General features: G+C 71.2%; 17 protein-coding genes. 6 read left to right on the top strand and 11 right to left on the bottom strand.

All coding sequences use genetic code 11. The annotated features are described in order from the left end of the window. Positions 1-48: 48 nt before the first annotated feature. Entirely contained in the window at positions 49-681 is a 633-nt protein-coding gene (gene ribA, locus FFT10_RS10755) for a GTP cyclohydrolase II (protein ID WP_137732821.1), read from the top strand. Positions 682-708: 27 nt separating this feature from the next. Here the strand turns inward: ribA and FFT10_RS10750 are convergent, their stop codons facing one another. Continuing rightward, positions 709-2,316, bottom strand: a complete 1,608-nt coding sequence (locus FFT10_RS10750; protein ID WP_137732820.1) for an AMP-binding protein — start codon at positions 2,314-2,316, stop codon at positions 709-711. A gap of 153 nt (positions 2,317-2,469) precedes the next feature. On the opposite strand from FFT10_RS10750, the gene FFT10_RS10745 reads away from it, so the two are divergent. Beyond that, a complete protein-coding gene (locus tag FFT10_RS10745) occupies positions 2,470-3,390 on the top strand; it encodes a patatin-like phospholipase family protein (RefSeq protein ID WP_137732819.1) in 921 nt (306 codons plus the stop codon). A 7-nt stretch (positions 3,391-3,397) separates the two neighbouring features. Here FFT10_RS10745 and FFT10_RS10740 read toward each other — a convergent pair whose 3' ends face one another. Together FFT10_RS10740 and FFT10_RS10735 are read right to left on the bottom strand one after the other, a co-directional pair. Continuing rightward, on the bottom strand, positions 3,398-4,378 hold the full coding sequence (locus FFT10_RS10740; protein WP_137732818.1) for a Bug family tripartite tricarboxylate transporter substrate binding protein: 981 nt from the start codon (positions 4,376-4,378) through the stop codon (positions 3,398-3,400). A 25-nt stretch (positions 4,379-4,403) separates the two neighbouring features. After that, the gene (locus tag FFT10_RS10735; protein ID WP_137732817.1) at positions 4,404-5,471 is read right to left on the bottom strand and encodes a tartrate dehydrogenase; all 1,068 of its coding nucleotides are present in this window, start codon (positions 5,469-5,471) and stop codon (positions 4,404-4,406) included. A gap of 123 nt (positions 5,472-5,594) precedes the next feature. Between FFT10_RS10735 and FFT10_RS10730 the strand changes: the two genes are divergently transcribed. Beyond that, positions 5,595-6,536 (top strand): LysR family transcriptional regulator, encoded by a 942-nt coding sequence (locus FFT10_RS10730; protein WP_137732816.1) that lies wholly within the window; start codon positions 5,595-5,597, stop codon positions 6,534-6,536. On the opposite strand, the gene FFT10_RS10725 is transcribed toward FFT10_RS10730, so the two are convergent. Further along, positions 6,525-7,829 carry an amidase gene (locus FFT10_RS10725; RefSeq protein ID WP_137732815.1) on the bottom strand — a complete coding sequence of 435 codons (1,305 nt, stop codon included), beginning with the start codon at positions 7,827-7,829 and terminating at the stop codon, positions 6,525-6,527. The genes FFT10_RS10730 and FFT10_RS10725 overlap by 12 nt on opposite strands. A 203-nt stretch (positions 7,830-8,032) precedes the next feature. Between FFT10_RS10725 and FFT10_RS10720 the strand changes: the two genes are divergently transcribed. Beyond that, positions 8,033-8,860 (top strand): hypothetical protein, encoded by an 828-nt coding sequence (locus FFT10_RS10720; RefSeq protein ID WP_137732814.1) that lies wholly within the window; start codon positions 8,033-8,035, stop codon positions 8,858-8,860. Positions 8,861-8,871: 11 nt separating this feature from the next. On the opposite strand, the gene FFT10_RS10715 is transcribed toward FFT10_RS10720, so the two are convergent. Next, positions 8,872-11,481 carry an alpha-amylase family glycosyl hydrolase gene (locus FFT10_RS10715; protein WP_137732813.1) on the bottom strand — a complete coding sequence of 870 codons (2,610 nt, stop codon included), beginning with the start codon at positions 11,479-11,481 and terminating at the stop codon, positions 8,872-8,874. 64 nt (positions 11,482-11,545) lie between these two features. Further along, complete coding sequence (locus FFT10_RS10710) at positions 11,546-12,169, bottom strand: TetR/AcrR family transcriptional regulator (RefSeq protein WP_137732812.1); 624 nt, start codon at positions 12,167-12,169, stop codon at positions 11,546-11,548. Positions 12,170-12,647: 478 nt separating this feature from the next. On the opposite strand from FFT10_RS10710, the gene FFT10_RS10705 reads away from it, so the two are divergent. Further along, on the top strand, positions 12,648-13,589 hold the full coding sequence (locus FFT10_RS10705) for a patatin-like phospholipase family protein (protein WP_137732811.1): 942 nt from the start codon (positions 12,648-12,650) through the stop codon (positions 13,587-13,589). 72 nt (positions 13,590-13,661) lie between these two features. Here FFT10_RS10705 and FFT10_RS10700 read toward each other — a convergent pair whose 3' ends face one another. From FFT10_RS10700 to gtdA, 4 genes are read right to left on the bottom strand one after another with little or no spacing between them, the layout of a single operon-like run. After that, positions 13,662-13,979 carry a non-heme iron oxygenase ferredoxin subunit gene (locus tag FFT10_RS10700; RefSeq protein ID WP_137732810.1) on the bottom strand — a complete coding sequence of 106 codons (318 nt, stop codon included), beginning with the start codon at positions 13,977-13,979 and terminating at the stop codon, positions 13,662-13,664. Between the two features lie 7 nt (positions 13,980-13,986). Continuing rightward, positions 13,987-14,457 carry an aromatic-ring-hydroxylating dioxygenase subunit beta gene (locus FFT10_RS10695; RefSeq protein WP_137732809.1) on the bottom strand — a complete coding sequence of 157 codons (471 nt, stop codon included), beginning with the start codon at positions 14,455-14,457 and terminating at the stop codon, positions 13,987-13,989. Positions 14,458-14,469: 12 nt separating this feature from the next. Beyond that, positions 14,470-15,729, bottom strand: a complete 1,260-nt coding sequence (locus FFT10_RS10690; protein ID WP_137732808.1) for an aromatic ring-hydroxylating dioxygenase subunit alpha — start codon at positions 15,727-15,729, stop codon at positions 14,470-14,472. A gap of 17 nt (positions 15,730-15,746) precedes the next feature. Next, the gene (gene gtdA, locus FFT10_RS10685; RefSeq protein ID WP_137732807.1) at positions 15,747-16,805 is read right to left on the bottom strand and encodes a gentisate 1,2-dioxygenase; all 1,059 of its coding nucleotides are present in this window, start codon (positions 16,803-16,805) and stop codon (positions 15,747-15,749) included. Positions 16,806-16,960: 155 nt separating this feature from the next. On the opposite strand from gtdA, the gene FFT10_RS10680 reads away from it, so the two are divergent. Then, positions 16,961-17,890 (top strand): LysR family transcriptional regulator, encoded by a 930-nt coding sequence (locus tag FFT10_RS10680; RefSeq protein ID WP_137732806.1) that lies wholly within the window; start codon positions 16,961-16,963, stop codon positions 17,888-17,890. Here FFT10_RS10680 and FFT10_RS27645 read toward each other — a convergent pair. After that, a complete protein-coding gene (locus FFT10_RS27645) occupies positions 17,877-18,017 on the bottom strand; it encodes a hypothetical protein (RefSeq protein ID WP_154694082.1) in 141 nt (46 codons plus the stop codon). The genes FFT10_RS10680 and FFT10_RS27645 overlap by 14 nt on opposite strands. Positions 18,018-18,037: the final 20 nt, after the last annotated feature.

Raw genomic sequence — 18,037 nt, 5'->3', positions numbered from 1 at the left:
GCAGGCGCCGGCCGTTGCCCGGCCGATCGCCGACAATGCGGGGCTGCCATGAACGAACGACTGAAGACGGCCCTGGCCGATGCCCCGCCCGGCGAGCTGGTCAGCTGCAAGCTGCCCACCCGCTGGGGTGAGTTCGACCTGCACGGCCTGGTGGACCCGGACACCGGCCAGGAGCATGCGGCGATGAGCCTGGGCGACCTGCGCGCCGACGAGCCGGTGCTGATCCGCATGCACAGCGAGTGCCTGACCGGCGACACGCTCTACAGCATGAAGTGCGACTGCGGCGCCCAGCTGGAAGCGGGCCTCAAGGCGATTGCCGAGGCCGGCCGCGGCGTGCTGCTGTACCTGCGGCAAGAAGGCCGTGGCATCGGCCTGGTCAACAAGATCCGGGCCTACGCGCTGCAGCAGGCCGGCGCCGACACGGTGATGGCCAACCGCATGCTGGGGCTGCCCGACGATGCGCGCGACTACGGCATCGCCGCCCGCATGCTGCGTGACCTGGGCGTGCAGCAGGTGCGCCTGCTGACCAACAACCCGGCCAAGGTGGAGGCGCTGCAGGCGCTGGGCATCGACGTGGTGGCGCGTGTGCCGCTGCACACCCCGCCCAATCCGCACAACCGCGGCTACATCGAGACCAAGGCCCAGCGCATGGGCCACTACGCGGCGGACGACGTCGATTGACGGCGATTGACGGCGCCGGGCTGAGGCCTACAGCTCCGTCAGCTGCCCCGCCTGCTGCAGTTCACGCAGCTTGAACTTCTGGATCTTGCCCGAGCCGGTCAGCGGAAACTCGGCCACGCTGAACCACCGCCGCGGCGTCTTGTGCGGCGCCAGGTGCTGGCGCATGTGGTCGATCAGCTGGGCCTTGTCGATCACCGCGCCGGGCGCCGGCCGCAGGAAGGCCGCCACCTCCTCGCCCCACTTGGCATCGGGCAGGCCCACCACCGCCACGCTGCCCACGCTGGGGTGGCGGAACAGCAGCTCCTCCAGCTCGCGCGGGTAGATGTTCTCGCCGCCGCGGATGATCATGTCCTTGAGCCGGCCCTCCACCGTGCAGTAGCCGCGCGCGTCCATCGCGCACAGGTCGCCGGTGTGCAGCCAGCCGTCGGCGTCGATGGCGGCGGCGGTGGCCTCGGGCATGTCGAAGTAGCCGTGCATCACGTGGTAGCCGCGGGTGCAGTACTCGCCGATCTGGCCCACCGGCAGCGTGGCACCGGTGGCCGGGTCGATGATCTTCACCTCCACATGCGGCATCGGGCCGCCGAGCGTTTCGGCCTTGTCCTGCACGCTGTCGTCGGGCCGGGTCATCTGCGCCACCGGCGAGCATTCGGTCTGGCCGAAGACGATGGTGAATGGCGCGCCCAGGGTCTGTTCCAGCCGGGTGACCAGGGCTGCCGGCACGGTGGAGCCGCCCGCGCAGATGGCGCGCACCGACGACAGATCCGTCTCGGCGAAGCGCGGGTGCTCCAGCATGGCGATCAGCATGGTGGGCACGCCGACCATGGCGTTGCCCTGGTAGGTTTCGAACAGCTCCAGCACCAGGCCGGGGTCGAAGGCCTCGAGCAGCACATTGGTGCAACGCTGCGATACCGCGCCGATCACGCAGCAGACGCAGCCGCCGGTGTGGAACAGCGGCATGGTGGTGATCCACACCCCGCCGTCGGGCACGCCCATGCGGTCGGCCGTGTGGGCGCCGTTGTTGGCCAGGCCGTGGTGGTGCAGCAGCGCACCCTTGGGGAAGCCGGTGGTGCCCGAGGTGTACTGGATCATCACCGGGTCGCGCGGCTGCACTGTGGGCAGGGCGATGGTGGTGTCGTCGCCGGCGGTGATGAAGCCAGCCCAGTCGTCCAGCCGGATGATCTCGCGCAGCGTCGGGCAGGCCGGCGCCACCTGCTGCACCGTGGCCAGCATCGGGTTGCCGCGGAACTGGTCGACCACGAACACGCCGGACGAGGTCGACTGGTTCAGCACGTACTGCACTTCCTGCGCGCGGAAGGCCGGGTTGACGGTGACCAGCACCAGCCCGGCCAGCGCGCAGCCGAATTCCAGCAGTACCCATTCGGGCCGGTTGGCCGACCACACCGCCACCCGCTCGCCAGTCTGAAAGCGCTGGCGCAGGGCGCGGGCGGTGCGCTGGCTCTCGGCGTACAGCTGGGCATAGGTCCACTGCCGGCGGTTGGCCGGGTCGGGCGTGCCTTCGATCAGCGCGATGCGGTCGGGCGTGGTCTCGGCCGCCCAGGCCAGCAGCGCGCCCAGGGTGGTGTCGCGCAGCGGCGGGGTGGTGGGTCCGGTGGCGTGGGAGAAGGTCAGGGCCATGGTGCCGGGTGGTGGAGGCGACAGGCTGCATTGGAAACCGGCCCGGCCGGCGGCCACGTCAGGGCAAACGACAGGCCGGCGCCCTGGGTGCGAACTTTGCTAGCCACCCGGCATCCCAGCGCGGAACCGCCAACTCCGCCCACCCGCCACGCCATGGACGCGCCGCACCTGCCCACCGCACCTGCCACCGCCGCCGGCACCACCCCCACCGTCTCGCTGGTGCTGGGCAGCGGCGGCGCGCGCGGGCTGGCCCACATCGGCGTGATCCAGTGGCTCACCGAACAGGGCTATGCCATCCAGTCGATCGCCGGCTCGTCGATCGGCGCGCTGATCGGCGGCATCTATGCCAACCGCAAGCTCGATGTCTATGCCGACTGGGTGCTGGCGCTGGAGCGCATGCATGTGCTGCGTCTGCTGGACCCCACCATCGGCAGCGCCGGGCTGTTCAAGGGCGAACGCATCATCCAGGTGCTGCGCGAGCTGGTGGGCGATGCCGAGATCGCCACGCTGCCGATCCGCTTCACCGCGGTGGCCACCGATCTGGAATCGGGCGAGGAGGTGTGGCTGCGCCAGGGCCCGCTGTTCGACGCCATCCGCGCGTCGATGGCCACGCCCTCGGTCTTCACCCCGGCGCGGCGCGGCGGCCGCACCCTGGTGGACGGCGCCGTGGTCAACCCGGTGCCGGTGGCACCGACGGTGGACGACGCCACCGACCTGACCATCGCCGTCGACCTGAGCGGCCCGGTCGAGCTGCGCCCGCCGCCGGTGGCCGACACGCCGCACGGCGACAACCGCTACCGCCGCCAGATCCTGAAGTTCGTCGACAGCCTGCGGCCGCAGCGCAAGGCCGATGGCGACGGCCGCGGCCTGATCGACGTGGCCTTCGCGTCGATGCAGACCATGCAGGACACCATCACCCGGCTCAAGCTCTCGGGCTGCCCGCCGGATGTGCTGGTGCAGGTGCCGCGCAATGCCTGCGGCTTCTTCGAGTTCTGGCGGGCCGAGGAACTGATCGCGCTGGGCCGTGAGCGTGCGGCCCAGGCCATGGCCGCCGCACTGCAGGCGCGCGGCTGAGCCGGCCTCACTCGATCACGACCTTCGCGTCCTTCACCAGCTTCGCGAACTTCTCGGTCTCGGCCTTGATCTGCTGGGCCATCTGCTCGGCGCTGTTGCCGATGGGCTCGGCACCGATCTCGTCCATGCGCTTGCGGAACTCGGGCGACTGGATCACCTTGACCATCTCGGTGTTCAGCCGGGCCAGCACATCCTTGGGCGTGGCCACCGGTGCCAGCACGCCGAACCAGGTGCCGATGTTGAAGCCCTTCAGGCCAGCCTCGTCCAGCGTGGGCACGTCGGGCAGGGCCGACGAGCGCCTGGCCGTGGTGACGGCCAGTGCCCGCAGCTTGCCGGCCTTGATGTGCGGCAGCACCGGCGTCACCGTGTCGAACGACATCGTGATCTGGCCACCCAGCAGGTCTGTGGTCAGCGGCCCGCTGCCCTTGTAGGGGATGTGACCGAAGTTCGTGCCGGTCATGTTCTCGAACTGGGTACCGATCAGGTGCTGCGCGGTGCCGTTGCCGTTGGAGCCGTAGTTGGACTCACCCGGCTTGGCCTTGAGCAGGGCCACCAGCTCGGCCACGTTCTTCGCCGGGGTGGCGGCGTTGACCACCAGCACGTTGGGCACCAGGGCGATGGTGGTGATCGGCGCAAAGTCCTTCTGGAAGTCGTAGGGCAGCTTCTTGTACACGCTGCTGGCAATGGTGTGGTGCACCGCACCGACCAGCAGGGTGTGGCCGTCGGGCCGGGACTTGGCCACCATGTCGGCACCCAGCGTGGCGCCGGCACCCGGCTTGCTCTCGACGATGACCGGCTGGCCCAGGCTGAGTGTGAGCTTCTCGGCCAGGGCGCGGGCCAGCACGTCGGTGGTGCCGCCGGCCGGGAAGGGCACGACCAGGGTGATGGGCTTGCTGGGCCAGGTGTCGGCCAGGGCCGGCAGGGCCCCGGTGATGGCGGCCAGGGCAACAGCGCCCACCAGGTGGCGGCGCAGGGAATTCTTTTGCATGGTTGTCTCCTCGTTCTGACGCCGTTCAGTCCGCCAGCAGCCGGCACACCGCCTGCGTGACCTGGGCGGTGGTGGCCCGGCCGCCCAGGTCGCGGGTGTGCAGCGTGGGGTCGGCGGTCACACGCTCGATGGCGGCCATCACCTGCTGGGCGGCGGCTGCCTCGCCCAGGTGCTCCAGCAGCATCACCACCGACCAGAAGGTGCCCACCGGGTTGGCCAGGCCCTGGCCCATGATGTCGAAGGCCGAGCCGTGGATGGGCTCGAACATGCTGGGGTAGCGGCGTTCGGGGTCGATGTTGCCGGTGGGCGCGATGCCCAGGCTGCCGGCCAGCGCGGCGGCCAGGTCGCTCAGGATGTCGGCATGCAGGTTGGTGGCGACGATGGTGTCCAGCGTGGCCGGGCGGTTCACCATGCGGGCGGTGCAGGCGTCGACCAGTTCCTTGTCCCAGGTGACGTCGGGGAACTCCTTGGAGATTTGCACCGCGATCTCGTCCCACATCACCATGGCGTGGCGCTGGGCATTGCTCTTGGTCACCACCGTCAGCAGCTTGCGCGGGCGGCTTTGCGCCAGCTTGAAGGCGTAGCGCATGATGCGCTCGACGCCGGCGCGGGTCATGATCGACACGTCGGTGGCCGCCTCGATCGGGTGGCCCTGGTGCACGCGGCCGCCCACGCCGGAATACTCGCCCTCAGAGTTCTCGCGCACGATCACCCAGTCCAGGTCCTTCGGTCCGCAGCGCTTCAGCGGCCCGTCGATGCCGGGCAGGATGCGGGTGGGCCGCACATTGGCGTACTGGTCGAAGCCCTGGCAGATCTTCAGCCGCAGGCCCCACAGCGTGATGTGGTCGGGGATGTGCGGGTCGCCGGCCGAGCCGAACAGGATGGCGTCCATGGGGCGCAGTGCGTCCAGGCCGTCGGCCGGCATCATCACGCCGTGGGCCCGGTAGAAGTCGCCGCCCCAGTCGAAGTTCTGGAAGGCAAAGCCGAATCCGCGGCTGCCGGCGGCCAGCGCCTCCAGCACCTGCTGGCCGGCGGGCACCACTTCCTTGCCGATGCCGTCGCCGGGAATGGTGGCGATCTTGTAGATCTTCATGCGGGGTCTCCGTCCGTGGGTTGCAGTGGGCGGGACTGTAGGCACTGGACCGGGCACAGGGTCGGGGCTAAAGTTCAGGCATTGTTCACCTGAAGTTCACAATCAATGGGCGGTGCATTGGCGATGGGCAGTGGCGTCCAGCCGGGTGACCTGCGGTTCTTCTCGGTGCTGGCCGGCGCCGGCAGCCTGGGCGCGGCCGCGCGCGAGCTGGGCATCACCACGCCGGCGGTCAGCAAGCACCTGGCGCTGATGGAGCGGCGCCTCGGCGTGCCGCTGGTCGTGCGCACCACCCGGCGCATGGGCCTCACGCCCGAGGGTGAGCTGTACCTGGCGCATGCGCGCCGCATCCTCGGCGAGATCGACGACCTGGAGCAGCTGCTGGGCGCTTCGCGCGGCATGCCCACCGGCCTGCTGCGGGTGAATGCCACGCTGGGCTTCGGCCGCAGCCATGTGGCGCCGCTGATCTCCGACTTCGCACGCCGGCACCCGCAGCTGGAGGTGCAGCTGCAGCTGTCGGTCAACCCGCCGCCGCTGACCGACGACAGTTTCGATGTCTGCATCCGCTTCGGCGCGCCGCCGGAGGCGCGGGTGATCGCCCGGCACATCGCGCCCAACCGCCGCCTGCTGTGCGCCGCGCCGGCCTACCTGGCGCGCCACGGCACGCCGCGGGTGCCGCATGATCTGGTGCGCCACCCCTGCATCGGCATCCGCCAGGGCGAGGAGGCCTACGGTCTGTGGCGGCTGACCAGCGGCCGCGGCAAGGCCGCCACCACCGATGCCATCAAGACCCGCGGCAACCTGAGCACCAACGACGGCGAGATCGCGGTGCACTGGGCGCTGGACGGCCACGGCATCCTGATGCGCGCCGAATGGGACATCGCCCACCACCTGGCCAGCGGCCGGCTGGTGCAGGTGCTGCCGCAGTGCCGCACGCCCGATGCCGATGTCTATGCCGTCTACCCGCAGCGCCACCAGCTGGCGGCGCGGGTGCGGGCCTTTGTCGACCATGTGGCGGCGGCGCTGCCGCCACGCGCGGCGCGGGTGCCGCAGGCCTCAGAGGCTTGACGGTGCCGGCCCGGCGGCGGCGGCCAGTGCCTGCTCCAGCCGCTGTGCCACCTGCAGCAGCCGGGCATCGGCGCCCGCCGCGGCGATCAGCTGCAGGCCCATCGGCGCACCGTGGTCGCCCACGGCGCCGGGCACGTTGATGCAGGGCAGGCCCAGCAGGGTCCATAGGCGGTTGAAGCTGGAGTGGCCGGTGCTGCCCAGGCCGGGCGGCGGCTCGTCGGGTGCGCTGGGCGTGAGCAGGGCGTCGACGCCGGCCAGCCAGGCCTGGGCGTCGGCGCGGGCCTGCAAGGTGCGCAGCTGCGCCGCCTCGTAGGCTGCTGGCGTGATGCGGCGGGTGCTGGCCAGGTAGTCGCGCAGCACCGGTGACAGCTGCGCGGCATGGTAGTCGAACTCCCAGTCCAGGCAGCGCCAGGCCTCGTGGCCCTGCACCACGGCATGGTCGTCGAAGCCGGTGGCGGCCCAGGCCGGCAGGGTGCAGGGGCGCACCTCGATCCCGGCGGCGGCCAGCGCGCGGCAGCCGTGCGCGATGGCGGCGCTGGCATTGGCCGACAGGCCCTCCCATGGGAAGTCGGTCGGCACGCCGACCACCAGCCGGTCGGCCGATGGCGCGGCCGGCCGTGCCAGCGCGCGGCCGGTCAGCGCCTCGGCGAACCAGGCCATGTCGGCCACGTCGCGGCTGAACAGGCCCACCGTGTCCAGCGACCAGGAGAAGCACTTCAGCCCGCCGGTGGGCAGCCAGCCGGCGGTGGGCTTGTAGCCGACCACGCCGCAGTAGGCCGCCGGCCGCACCACCGAACCGCCGGTCTGCGTGCCCACGGCCAGCGGCACCAGGCCCGCGGCCACCGCCGCGGCCGACCCCGAGGACGAGCCGCCCGGCGTGCGCCCCGGCGCGCGCGGGTTGGTGGTGGCCGTGGGGTGCAGGTAGGCGAACTCGGTGGTGCTGCTCTTGCCGATCACCAGCGCGCCGGCGCGGCGCAGCAGCGCCACCAGGGCCGCATCGCTGCCGGCCGGGCGCGGCGGGTAGATGGCCGGGCTGCCGTAGGCGGTGGGCAGATCGCGGGTGTCGAAGATGTCCTTCACCGCCACCGGCAGGCCGGCCAGCGGGCCTTGCAGCTGGCGCGCCTGGGCGGCGGCGGTGTCGGCGTCCAGCACGCAGGTGAAGGCCTGCAGCGCCGGCTCGGCCGCGGCGATCGCGGCCAGGGTCTGGCGGGCCAGCGCATCGGGCGCCAGCGCGCCCTGCTGCAGCAGGGCCGCCAGGGCGCGTGCGGAGATCGGCTGGGCGGTGTCGGGCATGGCGTGCGGGGTGGGTGGCAACGGTGGCCGACTGTAGCGGCGCCGGCCGTCATCAACCGGGGGCATGGCAGGCCCTGCCGGCCGCCTGCGGTCCCTTGCCTGGCGGATGCCGCGCCGCGCACCGGCGCCCACGATGGCGGCAGCCCGGCCCAGGGTGGCCTGCAACCAGCAGGCCGGGGCCCGCGGCGCAACAGGGAGCTGCCATGATCGTTTCTCACTTCGAGCTGATCTTCAAGCCGCAGGCGCCAGGCCCCGCGGCTGGGGTGAACGTGGACCGGGTGGTGCAGGGCTACTTTCTCGAGATCACCAACCTCGAGGACCAGCCTTACCGCTACGCGCTGGAGTTCGTGGTCTCGCCGGCCGACCCGACGCGGCCCGAGCGCAGCCTGGCGGGCAACTGCATCTATTTCGTCGACACGCCGCCGGGCACCGACAACCAGTCGGGCGTGCTCAACGGCGGCGTCAGCGCCACGGTGTTCCGGCCCAGCCGCGGCAGCATCCTGGTGCCGCCCAAGGGCACGGCGCTGGTGGCGGTGCTGCCCAGCGTGTTCGGCAATGCCTTCGACCCGACGCCGCTGCTGGTGCCCAACTTCGAGGTGCGCGGCCATGTGGTGATCAAGCTGCCGGCGGTGTTCCCGCCCGGGCCGCCGTTCTCGCTGTTCACCGTGCCGCAGGCGGCCGCGCCGGTGAAGGTGCTGCTGACGCCGCAGAGCCGCGCCACCTTCTTCTCCGCGGCCAACACCATCACCAGCCAGCTGCAGGCCACGCTGCCGCTGGCCAGCGGTGCGGCCGTGGTGTCGCTGCCGCCGGAACCGGGTGGCCCGCTGGTGCTGCAGCCGTTCGAGGTGTCGCGCATCGATGTGCGGCTGCGTGACGCCCTGGCCGGCCTGGAGTCGTCGCCCGCCGAGATGCTGGCCCTGCTGGTGGGCGGGCTGCAGGCGGACGCCGCCGCGCTGTCGGCCTTCAATGCGGCGTTGAAGGACGGTGGCATCCCGTATGCGCTGGAGGCCCGCAAGCGCGCCGGTGCCTGAGGCGGGCGGTGTCAGGGCAGGCGGATGACCGGGCTGGCGCTCCAGACCTTGGGACCGTCGGCCATGCCGCCGCCCATGGTGAAGCTGCCGGCCTCCGGGGCCAGCGGGCGCCAGGTGCCGTCCCAGTCCCAGGTGGTGACGAACACCCGTGCGCCGCTGAAGCTGGCCGGGTCGCCCAGTGCCTCGCTGGGCAGGGTGAAGACCACCCGCCGCTGGGCGGCATCGGTGTGGATGGCGGCGGCCGGCGTGATGCTGCGGCCGTCGGCCGTGGCGCTGGCGCCCTCGGGGCCGAACAGCGCGTTGCTCCAGCCGTGCGACCGCAGCCGCAGGTGCCAGTGCATGCCGTCGGGCAGCTCGGCGTTCTGGCCGGGCATCACGCGTGCGCCGCCCGCGCGGCCCGGCAGCTCGACGAAGATGGAGAAGGCCACATGGTCGAAGCCGTTGGCCGGCGCCCAGACGCTGGTGAGATCGGCCATGTCCAGTTCGATGCGCAGGGCGCCGCCGGCGGCCAGCACCCGGGTGCGGCGCAGGTCCATCTGCTGCGTGAAGCTCTCGTGGGTGGGATAGCGGTAGCTTCCCGTGGGCCCGCCGCCGGCCTGCAGAGGCTGCGGCACGTCGGCCAGGGTCTGCCAGGGCAGCGCCATCCGGAAGCTCAGCGCATTGCTGACGCGGCTGCCGTCCAGCGTGCGCAGCACCACGCGGTGCGCCAACGCGGGATCGCTCATGCGCCGGGTGTCGATGCGTGCGGTGAAGCGGCCGTCGGCGCCGGCGTGCACGCGCTGCGCCCGGGACTCGTCGCCATCGACGATCAGGGCCAGTTCGGTGCCCGGGCGCGCCTGCCCGGTGAGGCTGAAGTCGCCAGTCATCGGCTCGGCCGGCAGCGGGTCGAGCCGGGGTGCTTCTTCCGCGGACACAGCCGGGCCGTCGGTGGCCGGCTCCACCGCCCAGACCGTGCCGCTGCGCGCCGGCAGCCGCAGGTGCACCTGGCCGCCGGCATCGGCCGCCAGTGTGGCGGGCGCATCGCCGTGGATGTCGAACAGCCGGCGCAGCCGCGCCTGTGCCGGGCCCACCGGCAGGTTGTCGACGAAGCGCGGCGTGTCGGCGGTGTTGAACACCACCAGCCGCACCTGCCCGTCATGCGCGGTGCGCCAGGCCAGCACGCCGGGGCCGGCGCCGCTGGCCTGCAGCACCTGCGGCAGTGCGCGCGAGAAGCCGCGGTTGGCCTGGCGCAGCGCCACCACCGACTGGGTGTAGCGGAACAGCGGTGATGCGGTGTCGAAGCGGTCGCGGCCGCCCGAGCCCCAGCCGGCGGCGAACATCGACGCGCGCTGCGCCACCAGGCCCTGCTCGGTGCCGTAGTACAGCACCGGGATGCCGGGCAGCGTCATCATCGCCAGCAACGCCTGCTTCATCGCCGCCTCGCCGCTGACGGCCAGCCAGCGGTCGACGTCGTGGTTGTCGATGAAGGTGGGCAGGCGCCGCGGATCGATGCCGCGGGCATCGGCGGCCACCATGTCCTGCACCCGGCGCTGCAGGTCGGTGGCGGGCCGGCCACGCGCGAACACATCCACCAGCCCGGCATACAGCGGAAAGTTCAGCATGCCGCCCAGGCGGGCGCGGCCGTCGTCGCCGCGGATGTAGCTCTCCAGCTTGCGGGTGTAGCGGGTCTGGCCAGGCGCATCGATGCCGAAGCCCTCGCCGAAGGCCAGGAAGTCGCGCCGGCCGGTGCGCTCGGCCACCCGGGCCATGCCGGGCGCCTGGCGGTCGTCGGCGTACAGGAAGTCCTCGAAGAACTCGGGCGGCACGTGGTAGGCCGTGTCGATGCGGAAGGCGTCGACACCCACCGAGCGGATCCACCAGCCGAAGCTGTCGCGCAGCGCACGGCGCACCCGCGGGTTCTCGGTGTTCAGGTCGTCCAGCCCCGAGGTCTGGAAGTCGAGCTCCTCGCGGCGCACGGTGACGTCGCGGATCTCCGGCGTCCAGTGGTAGATGCCGGCCGCGCGGTCGGCGGCGCGACGCGGGTCGTTCAGGTGGAAGGGCGGCTGCAGCGGCCGGCGCTGCGGCCGGGAACCGGTGTTGGGCCGGTAGTCGGCGGCGGGATCGTCGGCGCGCCAGCCCGGGCCGTGGCTGAAGAAGTTGCCGGTGTGGTTGACCACCACGTCCTGCACCAGGTACATGCCGCGCCGGTGCAGGGCGTCCGACAGGCGCTGGTACTCGGCCAGCGTGCCCACGTGCGGGTCCATGCGCTTGAAGTGGCTGGCCCAGTAGCCGTGGTAGCCGTAGAAGCCGTGCGTGGCGTCGTGCCACTGGTTCAGCACCGGCGGCGTCAGCCACAGCGCGGTGGCGCCCAGGGCCTGCACATAGTCCAATCGGCGCTGCAGGCCCGCGAGATCGCCGCCGCTGTAGGTGTGGCTCTGGCGCGGGTCGTACTCGCCCAGACCCTGGTCGTTGTTGCGCGGGTTGCCGTCGTCGAAGCGGTCGGTCAGCACGAAGTAGATGACCTGGTCGCGCCAGTCGGGCGAGGGCACATGCAGCTTCAGGCCCGGGGCCTGGGCGGTGGCGTGCAGGGTGATGGCCGTCAGCGCGGCGCCCAGCCAGGCGCCAGGCCGCAGTCTGTTCATCGCGTCGGCTCCCGTTCCAATGGTCGTCTCTGCACCAGCGCCGCCTGCCGTCCCGCCTGCCTGGTCAGCCGCCAGGCGGCTGGCCCAGGCCGGTGCGCAGGCGGTCCATCGCGTGGGGCACGGCCTGTTTCAGCACCTTGGCCCGGAGATCGAGCTGGCCGATGCAGGGCCCGTTCATCACCCCGGCCAGGCCGTGCATGGTCGACCAGATGTACAGCGCATCGAGCTCCACCGCCTCGCGCGCCCTGGCGGTGTCGCCATGCAGGCGCCGCAGCACGCTGCGCAGCACGTCGAAGGCGTGGGTGGCATCGCGCACCAGCGCCGGTGATCCGGCGGCCTCGGGCCAGGTGGTGCTGAACATCAGCCGGTATTCCAGCGGATGCTGCTGGGCATAGGCCAGGTACTGCTGCCCCAGCGATTCCAGGTCCTGCACCGGATCGTCGAAGCGGGCGCGGCTGTCCAGATGCTGCGCAAACCGCTGGAAGCAGCGCCGCATCACCTCGGAGAGCAGATGGTCGCGGCTGGGGTAGTGCCTGTACGGCGCCTGGTGCGAGACCCCGAGCCTGCGCGCCACCTCGCGCAGGCTCAGGTGTTCGATGCCGCGCTCGGCGATGACCTGCTGGGCCGCGACGATGCAGGCGTCGCGCAGTTCGAGCGGCGGCGTGGCGGCAGTCTTCTTCGAGGGCATGGGGCTCGGATCGCGGTGGCGGGCGCGGGTGAAGCTACCACAGGCGTTCCGTGGCTCCCGGCGCCTGCGCCGCGGCAGCTCAGGGCCGCAGCGGGCCCTTGGTGCCCGCCCGGTGGGCGGGCATGCCCTTCATCACTTGCGCGATCACCTGCACCTGGCCCCAGCGCGCGCATCGTGACCTGCGCCACCACGTCGATGCCCAGCAGCGAGCTCATGAAGACCACGGCCCACGGCCCGTCGCGTTGCGCGGCTCGGCTGCGGCCGTCGCTCACGTGGCCACCGGGATGTCGAGTCCACTGGCGGCCGGTGGTGGGGGCAGGGCGAAGAACGTCCATCCAAGCACTCCCAGGGATGTGATGCGCCGGAACAGCGTTCGGCAGACATCGAAAGTTGACAGTGTCTACGGCTGCAGGAACAATGGTTGACGCTGTCAACATGAGACTGCCGTGTTGCAGGTGGCCGCTGTGGAGTGAAACCGATGACCCTGCTGACGCCCGGCCTGACAAGGCGCGCCCTGCCTCTGCTGGCCAGCCTGGCCCTGGCCGGCTGCACTGCCTTCAACCACACCGGGCCCGACAGCCCGGTGGCCCAGACCACGCTGCAGCCCCTGGTGCCGCCGCCGCGGGTGGCCCTGGTGTTGAGCAGCGGCGGGCCGCGCGGTTATGCCCACATCGGCGTGCTGCGCGTGCTGGAAGAAGCCGGGGTCACAATCGATCTGGTGGTCGGCACCAGCGTCGGGTCGCTGCTGGGCGTGTTCTGGGCCGACGGCCGATCGGCCGCGGAGATCGATGCGCTGTCCCGGGACGGCGGCCCGCTGACGCTCTTCGACCTCTCGCCGTTGGCCGACCGCGGCTGGATCCACGGCCAGCGCCTGCAGGACTACGTGAACACCGGGCTGGGGCAGCGCCGCATCGAACAGCTGCCGCGGCGCGTGGTGATCGGCGCCACGCGCCGCACCGACAAGGCGCCGGTGTTCTTCACCAGCGGCAACGCCGGCGTGGCGGTGCGGGCGTCCAGCGCGGTGCCGGGCGTGCTGTCGCCGGTCGGCATCCAGGGCACCGAGTACGAGGACGGCGATGAATCCCTGCCGCTGGCCGTGCGGGCCGCCCGCCAGGCCGGCGCGCAGTTCGTGATCGCGGTGGATGTGACGCCGCGGCTGGAGACGGCGCCGGCGGATGCCTCGCCGTCGCAGCGCGCGCGCATCGGCCAACGGCTGGCACGCATCGCACCGGAGGCCGCCCAGGCGGACTTCGTGATCGACGCGGGGCTGGGCTGGCAGGCATCGCCCTGGCCCGGCTACTTCCGCGAGGCCCGCAGCACCGGCGAAGCGAGCGCACGCCGCCAGCTGCCCCGGCTGCTGGACCGCCTGCAGCCCCTGGGCCTGGCACCTGCCGCCACCGGGCCGTCGCAGACGCGCTGATGCTGCAGCGCCTGCCGGACGCTGCAGCATCCACGCAACCGCGACGATATGGATTATGTCAACAACGGGTGGTCAGTCCAGCGCCACGAAGACCCGGCCACCCTCGATCTTCACCGGGTAGCTGCGCACCGCCTCGGTCACCGGGTCACAGGCCGGTCGGCCGTCGCGCACGTCGAACTTGCCCTGGTGCAGCGGGCATTCGATCTCATGGCCGTCCAGGAAGCCGTCGCACAGGCGGGCGTGGCCGTGGGTGCAGAGGTTGTCGGTGGCATAGACCGCATCGCCGACGGTGTAGACCGCGATGTCGCGCCCGGCCACGATGACGCCCGTGACATCGTCGGCCGGCAGCTCGGTGGCCGACAGCGCGTCGACCCAGGTGGTGTTGTCCATGGCGGCCTCAGATCGGGTAGATGATGGAGTTGGGGATCATCTCGGAGTCGTAGATGCACTCGCGGACCGCGAACTTCAGGCCGGCCGGCGTGCGCACCACGGTGTCGAGGTAGCGGCCGACGTTGAACACGGTGGACACCTCCGACAGCTTGGTGCGGAACACCGCATAGTTGGCCTCGCAGCGCCAGCGGCCGTCCGCGGCCTCACGCACCACCGGTGCGCCGACGACATGCCGCTGGTAGTACGGGTCGTGGAACAGGGTTTCCTGGATGCCGTAGGCACGGTCCTTCAGCATGCCCTTGCTGGTGAACGCCAGCGTGGCCAGCGGGAAGCCGCGCTCATGGTTCTCGCGCGGCTGCAGCCGGTAGACGCAGTCGTCGGTGAAGAACTCGGGCCAGAGGTCCCAGCGGTTGGAATCGACCGCGCTGGCGTAGTCGGCATACAGCTGGTTCAGCGCCAGCCAGTCGTCGAAGGTCATGGTGCCCACCGCTCAGGCCTCCATCACGTTGCGCCAGTAGGCGTACATGCCGCGGATCAGCGTCTCGGTCACCATGTGCTCGGTGTCGCCCACCTCGCGCCCGCCCAGTTCGGCCACGGCGCGGTGGAAGGGCTTGCTCTCGAAGGCCTGCTGGCTGAACTCGATCACCTCGCCGTCGTCGGCCGACACGAAGCCGGCCGGGCCGAACAGGTTGGCCTGGGTCAGGCGGCGGTGGGTCATCTCGTCGCTGTCGTCGTCGAAGCCGAAGTGCGTCCAGACGAAGTCGAAACTGCCGGTGCCGTTGGGCTGGATGTGGCGCGTCGACACGCTGTTGACCTGCTGCTGCAGGATCACGCTGGGGAAGATGGTCGTCATGACAGCGGTGGGACCGCCCCACCAGGGCTCGGGCACGATGTCCAGGAAACTCGGGTCCTGCAGCTGCATGCCTTCCTTGAAGCTGGACACCTGGGTCACCTGGCCGCCCTGGCCGCCAGTGCCGCGGGTGGAGATCATGGCCGCGTGGCGGTGCTTGTCGTCCATGCGCAGCATGCTCTTGTTGTCGGCCCGCCAGAGCCCGAAGGTGACGAACCAGGTGTGCAGCAGGCCCGGGTGGTACGGGTCCTTGATGTTCTCCTGCATCAGCTTCCAGTTGCCGGGGATGCGCTGGCGGTTGTAGCCCAGGATCTTCAGCTGGCGGCCGTTGAACAGCCGGTCGAAGTAGCCCAGGATGGTCGGGCCCAGGAAGTCCTCGAAGGGCTCGACATCGGGGTCGAAGGACGCGAACACCACGCCGCCGCGGGTGGCCACCTTCAGCTTGGTCAGGCCATGGTCGGCCGTCTTGAAGTCGGCCGGCATGCCGCCATGCACCTGGCCGTCCTGCTTCACGCCGCGGCGGAACGGCACGCCCTGCAGGTCGCCCTTCAGGGTGTAGTTCCACTGGTGGTAGGGGCAGACGAACTCCTTGCGGTTGCCATGCCGTTCGCGGCAGAAGCGCATGCCGCGGTGGGCACAGACGTTCTCCACCACGTTGAGCTGGCCGTCGGCATCGCGCGCCAGGATCACCGAGCGCTCGCCGATCACCGTGCGCTTGAAGTCGCCGGGGTTCGGCACCTCGGCCTCCAGGCCGACGTAGCACCAGTGGGCCTTGTAGAAGAAGCGCTCCAGTTCCTGCCGGTAGATGGCGTCGCTGGTGTAGGCGCGGAACGGAATGCGGTGGGTGCCGTCGCCCTCCCACACCGGCTGGTCGGGGAAGATGGTGGTTGTCGTGGCCATGGCCTGTCTCCGGAGGGTCAGAGCCGCTCTTCGCGCCACAGGCCCAGGGCCTGCTGCACGGGGCGGTCCGAGAAGCTGAACAGCAGCGCATCACGATCGGCGCGCAGCTGCAGCGCATGCCACGATGGCACGACGAAGACGTCGTTCTCCTGGAAGCGCCAGGTGACGTCGCCCAACGGGCCGCTGAGGCGCGCCTCGCCGCCACCTTCCAGGCACACATGCACCGTGCCGTCGGTGGCCCGCACCGGCTGTGTCTCGAAGCCGGCCGGCAGCCGCTGGGCAAAGGCACCCATCGTCGGCATCGGCGAGGCACCGGTGGCCGGGTTCACGTAGCGCAGCTTGAAGCCGTGGTGTGCGTCGGGCGTGCCCTGCGAGATGGCCACCAGGGACGCCTTGGTGCGGTCGAACGGGTAGATGAACAGCTTGGCCGGATCGGCCGGCCGCGGCTGCTCATCCAGCGGCAGCATGTTGGCGCCGTAGCGGGCCAGCGCGTCGCCTTCCGGGCGCAGCGGCTGCTGGCTCTGCTGGGTGCTGCGCTCGGCAAAGCCGGCGTCCAGGAAGCGCACGATCGGGATGTCCAGCCCGTCCAGCCACACCACCGGCTCGCTGCCCAGGTTGCCGTGGTCGTGCCAGGTCCAGGCAGGCGTGATGATGAAGTCGCCACGGCGCATGGTGGTGCGCTCGCCGTCCACGGCCGTGTAGGCACCGGCGCCATCCAGCACCAGGCGCAGGGCCGTCTGGGTGTGGCGGTGCGCCGGCGCCACCTCGCCCGGCATGATCAGCTGCAGCCCGGCATACAGCGACGGGGTGATGCAGGACTGGCCGCGCAGCGCCGGGTTCTCCAGGATCAGCACCCGGCGCTCGGCCTCCTCGGCGGTGATCAGCCGGCCGGCCTCCATCACCTGCTCACGCAGCTCGGCATAGCGCCACAGGTGGGCCTGGGCAGGGGAGCGCGGCTGCGGCGGCACCAGGGCGCCCAGCACCTCCCACAGCGGCGTCATGTGCCGGGTGCCGATGCGGCCGTAGTAGTCGGCGCGCTGGCGCTGGGCCTCGGGCGCTGGGTTGGCGGCGTGCATGGGCTGTCTCCTGGGGGCCTCGGATGGTCGAGGCGTCGGCATCGTCGGGGCCGGCAGCGGTGCTGCCGCCGGCCCGGCGGATCATTCCCGGTTCAGCCCATTCGGAAAATAGAATCTCGTGAATGTGATGTATCACCGCTGGTGATGGAGGCCCCATGGAGCTGTCGGACATCGACCTCAACCAGCTGGTGCTGTTCCAGCAGCTGATGGTCGAGCGGCGGGTGTCCCGGGTGGCCGAGAACCTGGGGATCACCCAGCCGGCGGTCAGCAACACCCTGGCCAGGCTGCGCCGCCAGTTCGGTGACGACCTGTTCGTGCGCACGCCCCAGGGCATGCAGCCCACCCCGTTCGCCGAGCAGCTGGCCGGGCCGATCGGCGAGGCGCTGGCGCTGATCCACGGCGGCCTGAACCAGCACAGCCGCTTCGATCCGGCCAGCGTGCAGCGGTCGATCACCATCGGCATGACCGACATCGGCGAGATCATCTTCCTGCCTGCGCTGCTGGCGCATCTGCGGCAGGTGGCGCCGGGCGCCACGCTGACGACCGTGCGCACCACCACCAGCACCCTGCGCGAGGACATGGAGGCCGGCAAGGTCGACCTGGCCATCGGGCCGCTGCCGCAGCTGAAGGCCGGGTTCTTCCAGCGGTGCCTGTTCCGCCAGCGCTATGTCTGCCTGTTCCGGCAGGGCCATGCGCTGGACCGCCAGCGCCTGTCGCTGGCCGATTTCCAGGCGGCCGAGCACCTGGTCATCGTGTCGGCGGGCACCGGGCATGGCCAGGTGGATGCGCTGATCCGCCGCGCCGGCGTGCAGCGCCACATGCGCCTGACCGTGCCGCACTTCGTCAGCGTGGGTCACATCCTGCAGCACACCGACCTGGTGGCTACGGTCACCGAACGCCTGGCCGACCGCTTGGCAGCGCCCTTCGGGCTGCGCCACCTGCCGCATCCGGTGGATCTGCCCGATGTGGCGATCAATGTGTTCTGGCACGCCAAGGTGCACCGGTCACCGATGCACCAGTGGCTGCGCGGCCTGGTGTTCCAGCTGTTCGGCGATGACCAGGTGGCGGCCGTCAGCGCCAGCTGACATGCCCCACGGCCACGGCCAGCACCGCCACCAGCATGGCGGCGATGGCCGGCAACGCGCCGCGCCAGCGCGAATGCCGGCGGAACAGCTTGCGATCAGGGGGCCAGAAGAGGTGGGTGAGGCGCACGAGACCATCCTAGGGCAATC

The sequence above is a fragment of the Pseudaquabacterium pictum genome (assembly GCF_005403045.1).
In the GTDB taxonomy this organism is placed as follows: domain Bacteria; phylum Pseudomonadota; class Gammaproteobacteria; order Burkholderiales; family Burkholderiaceae_C; genus Pseudaquabacterium; species Pseudaquabacterium pictum.
The sequence above is the reverse complement of the archived record's forward strand: the minus strand, read 5'-3'. Positions and strand labels throughout refer to the sequence as shown.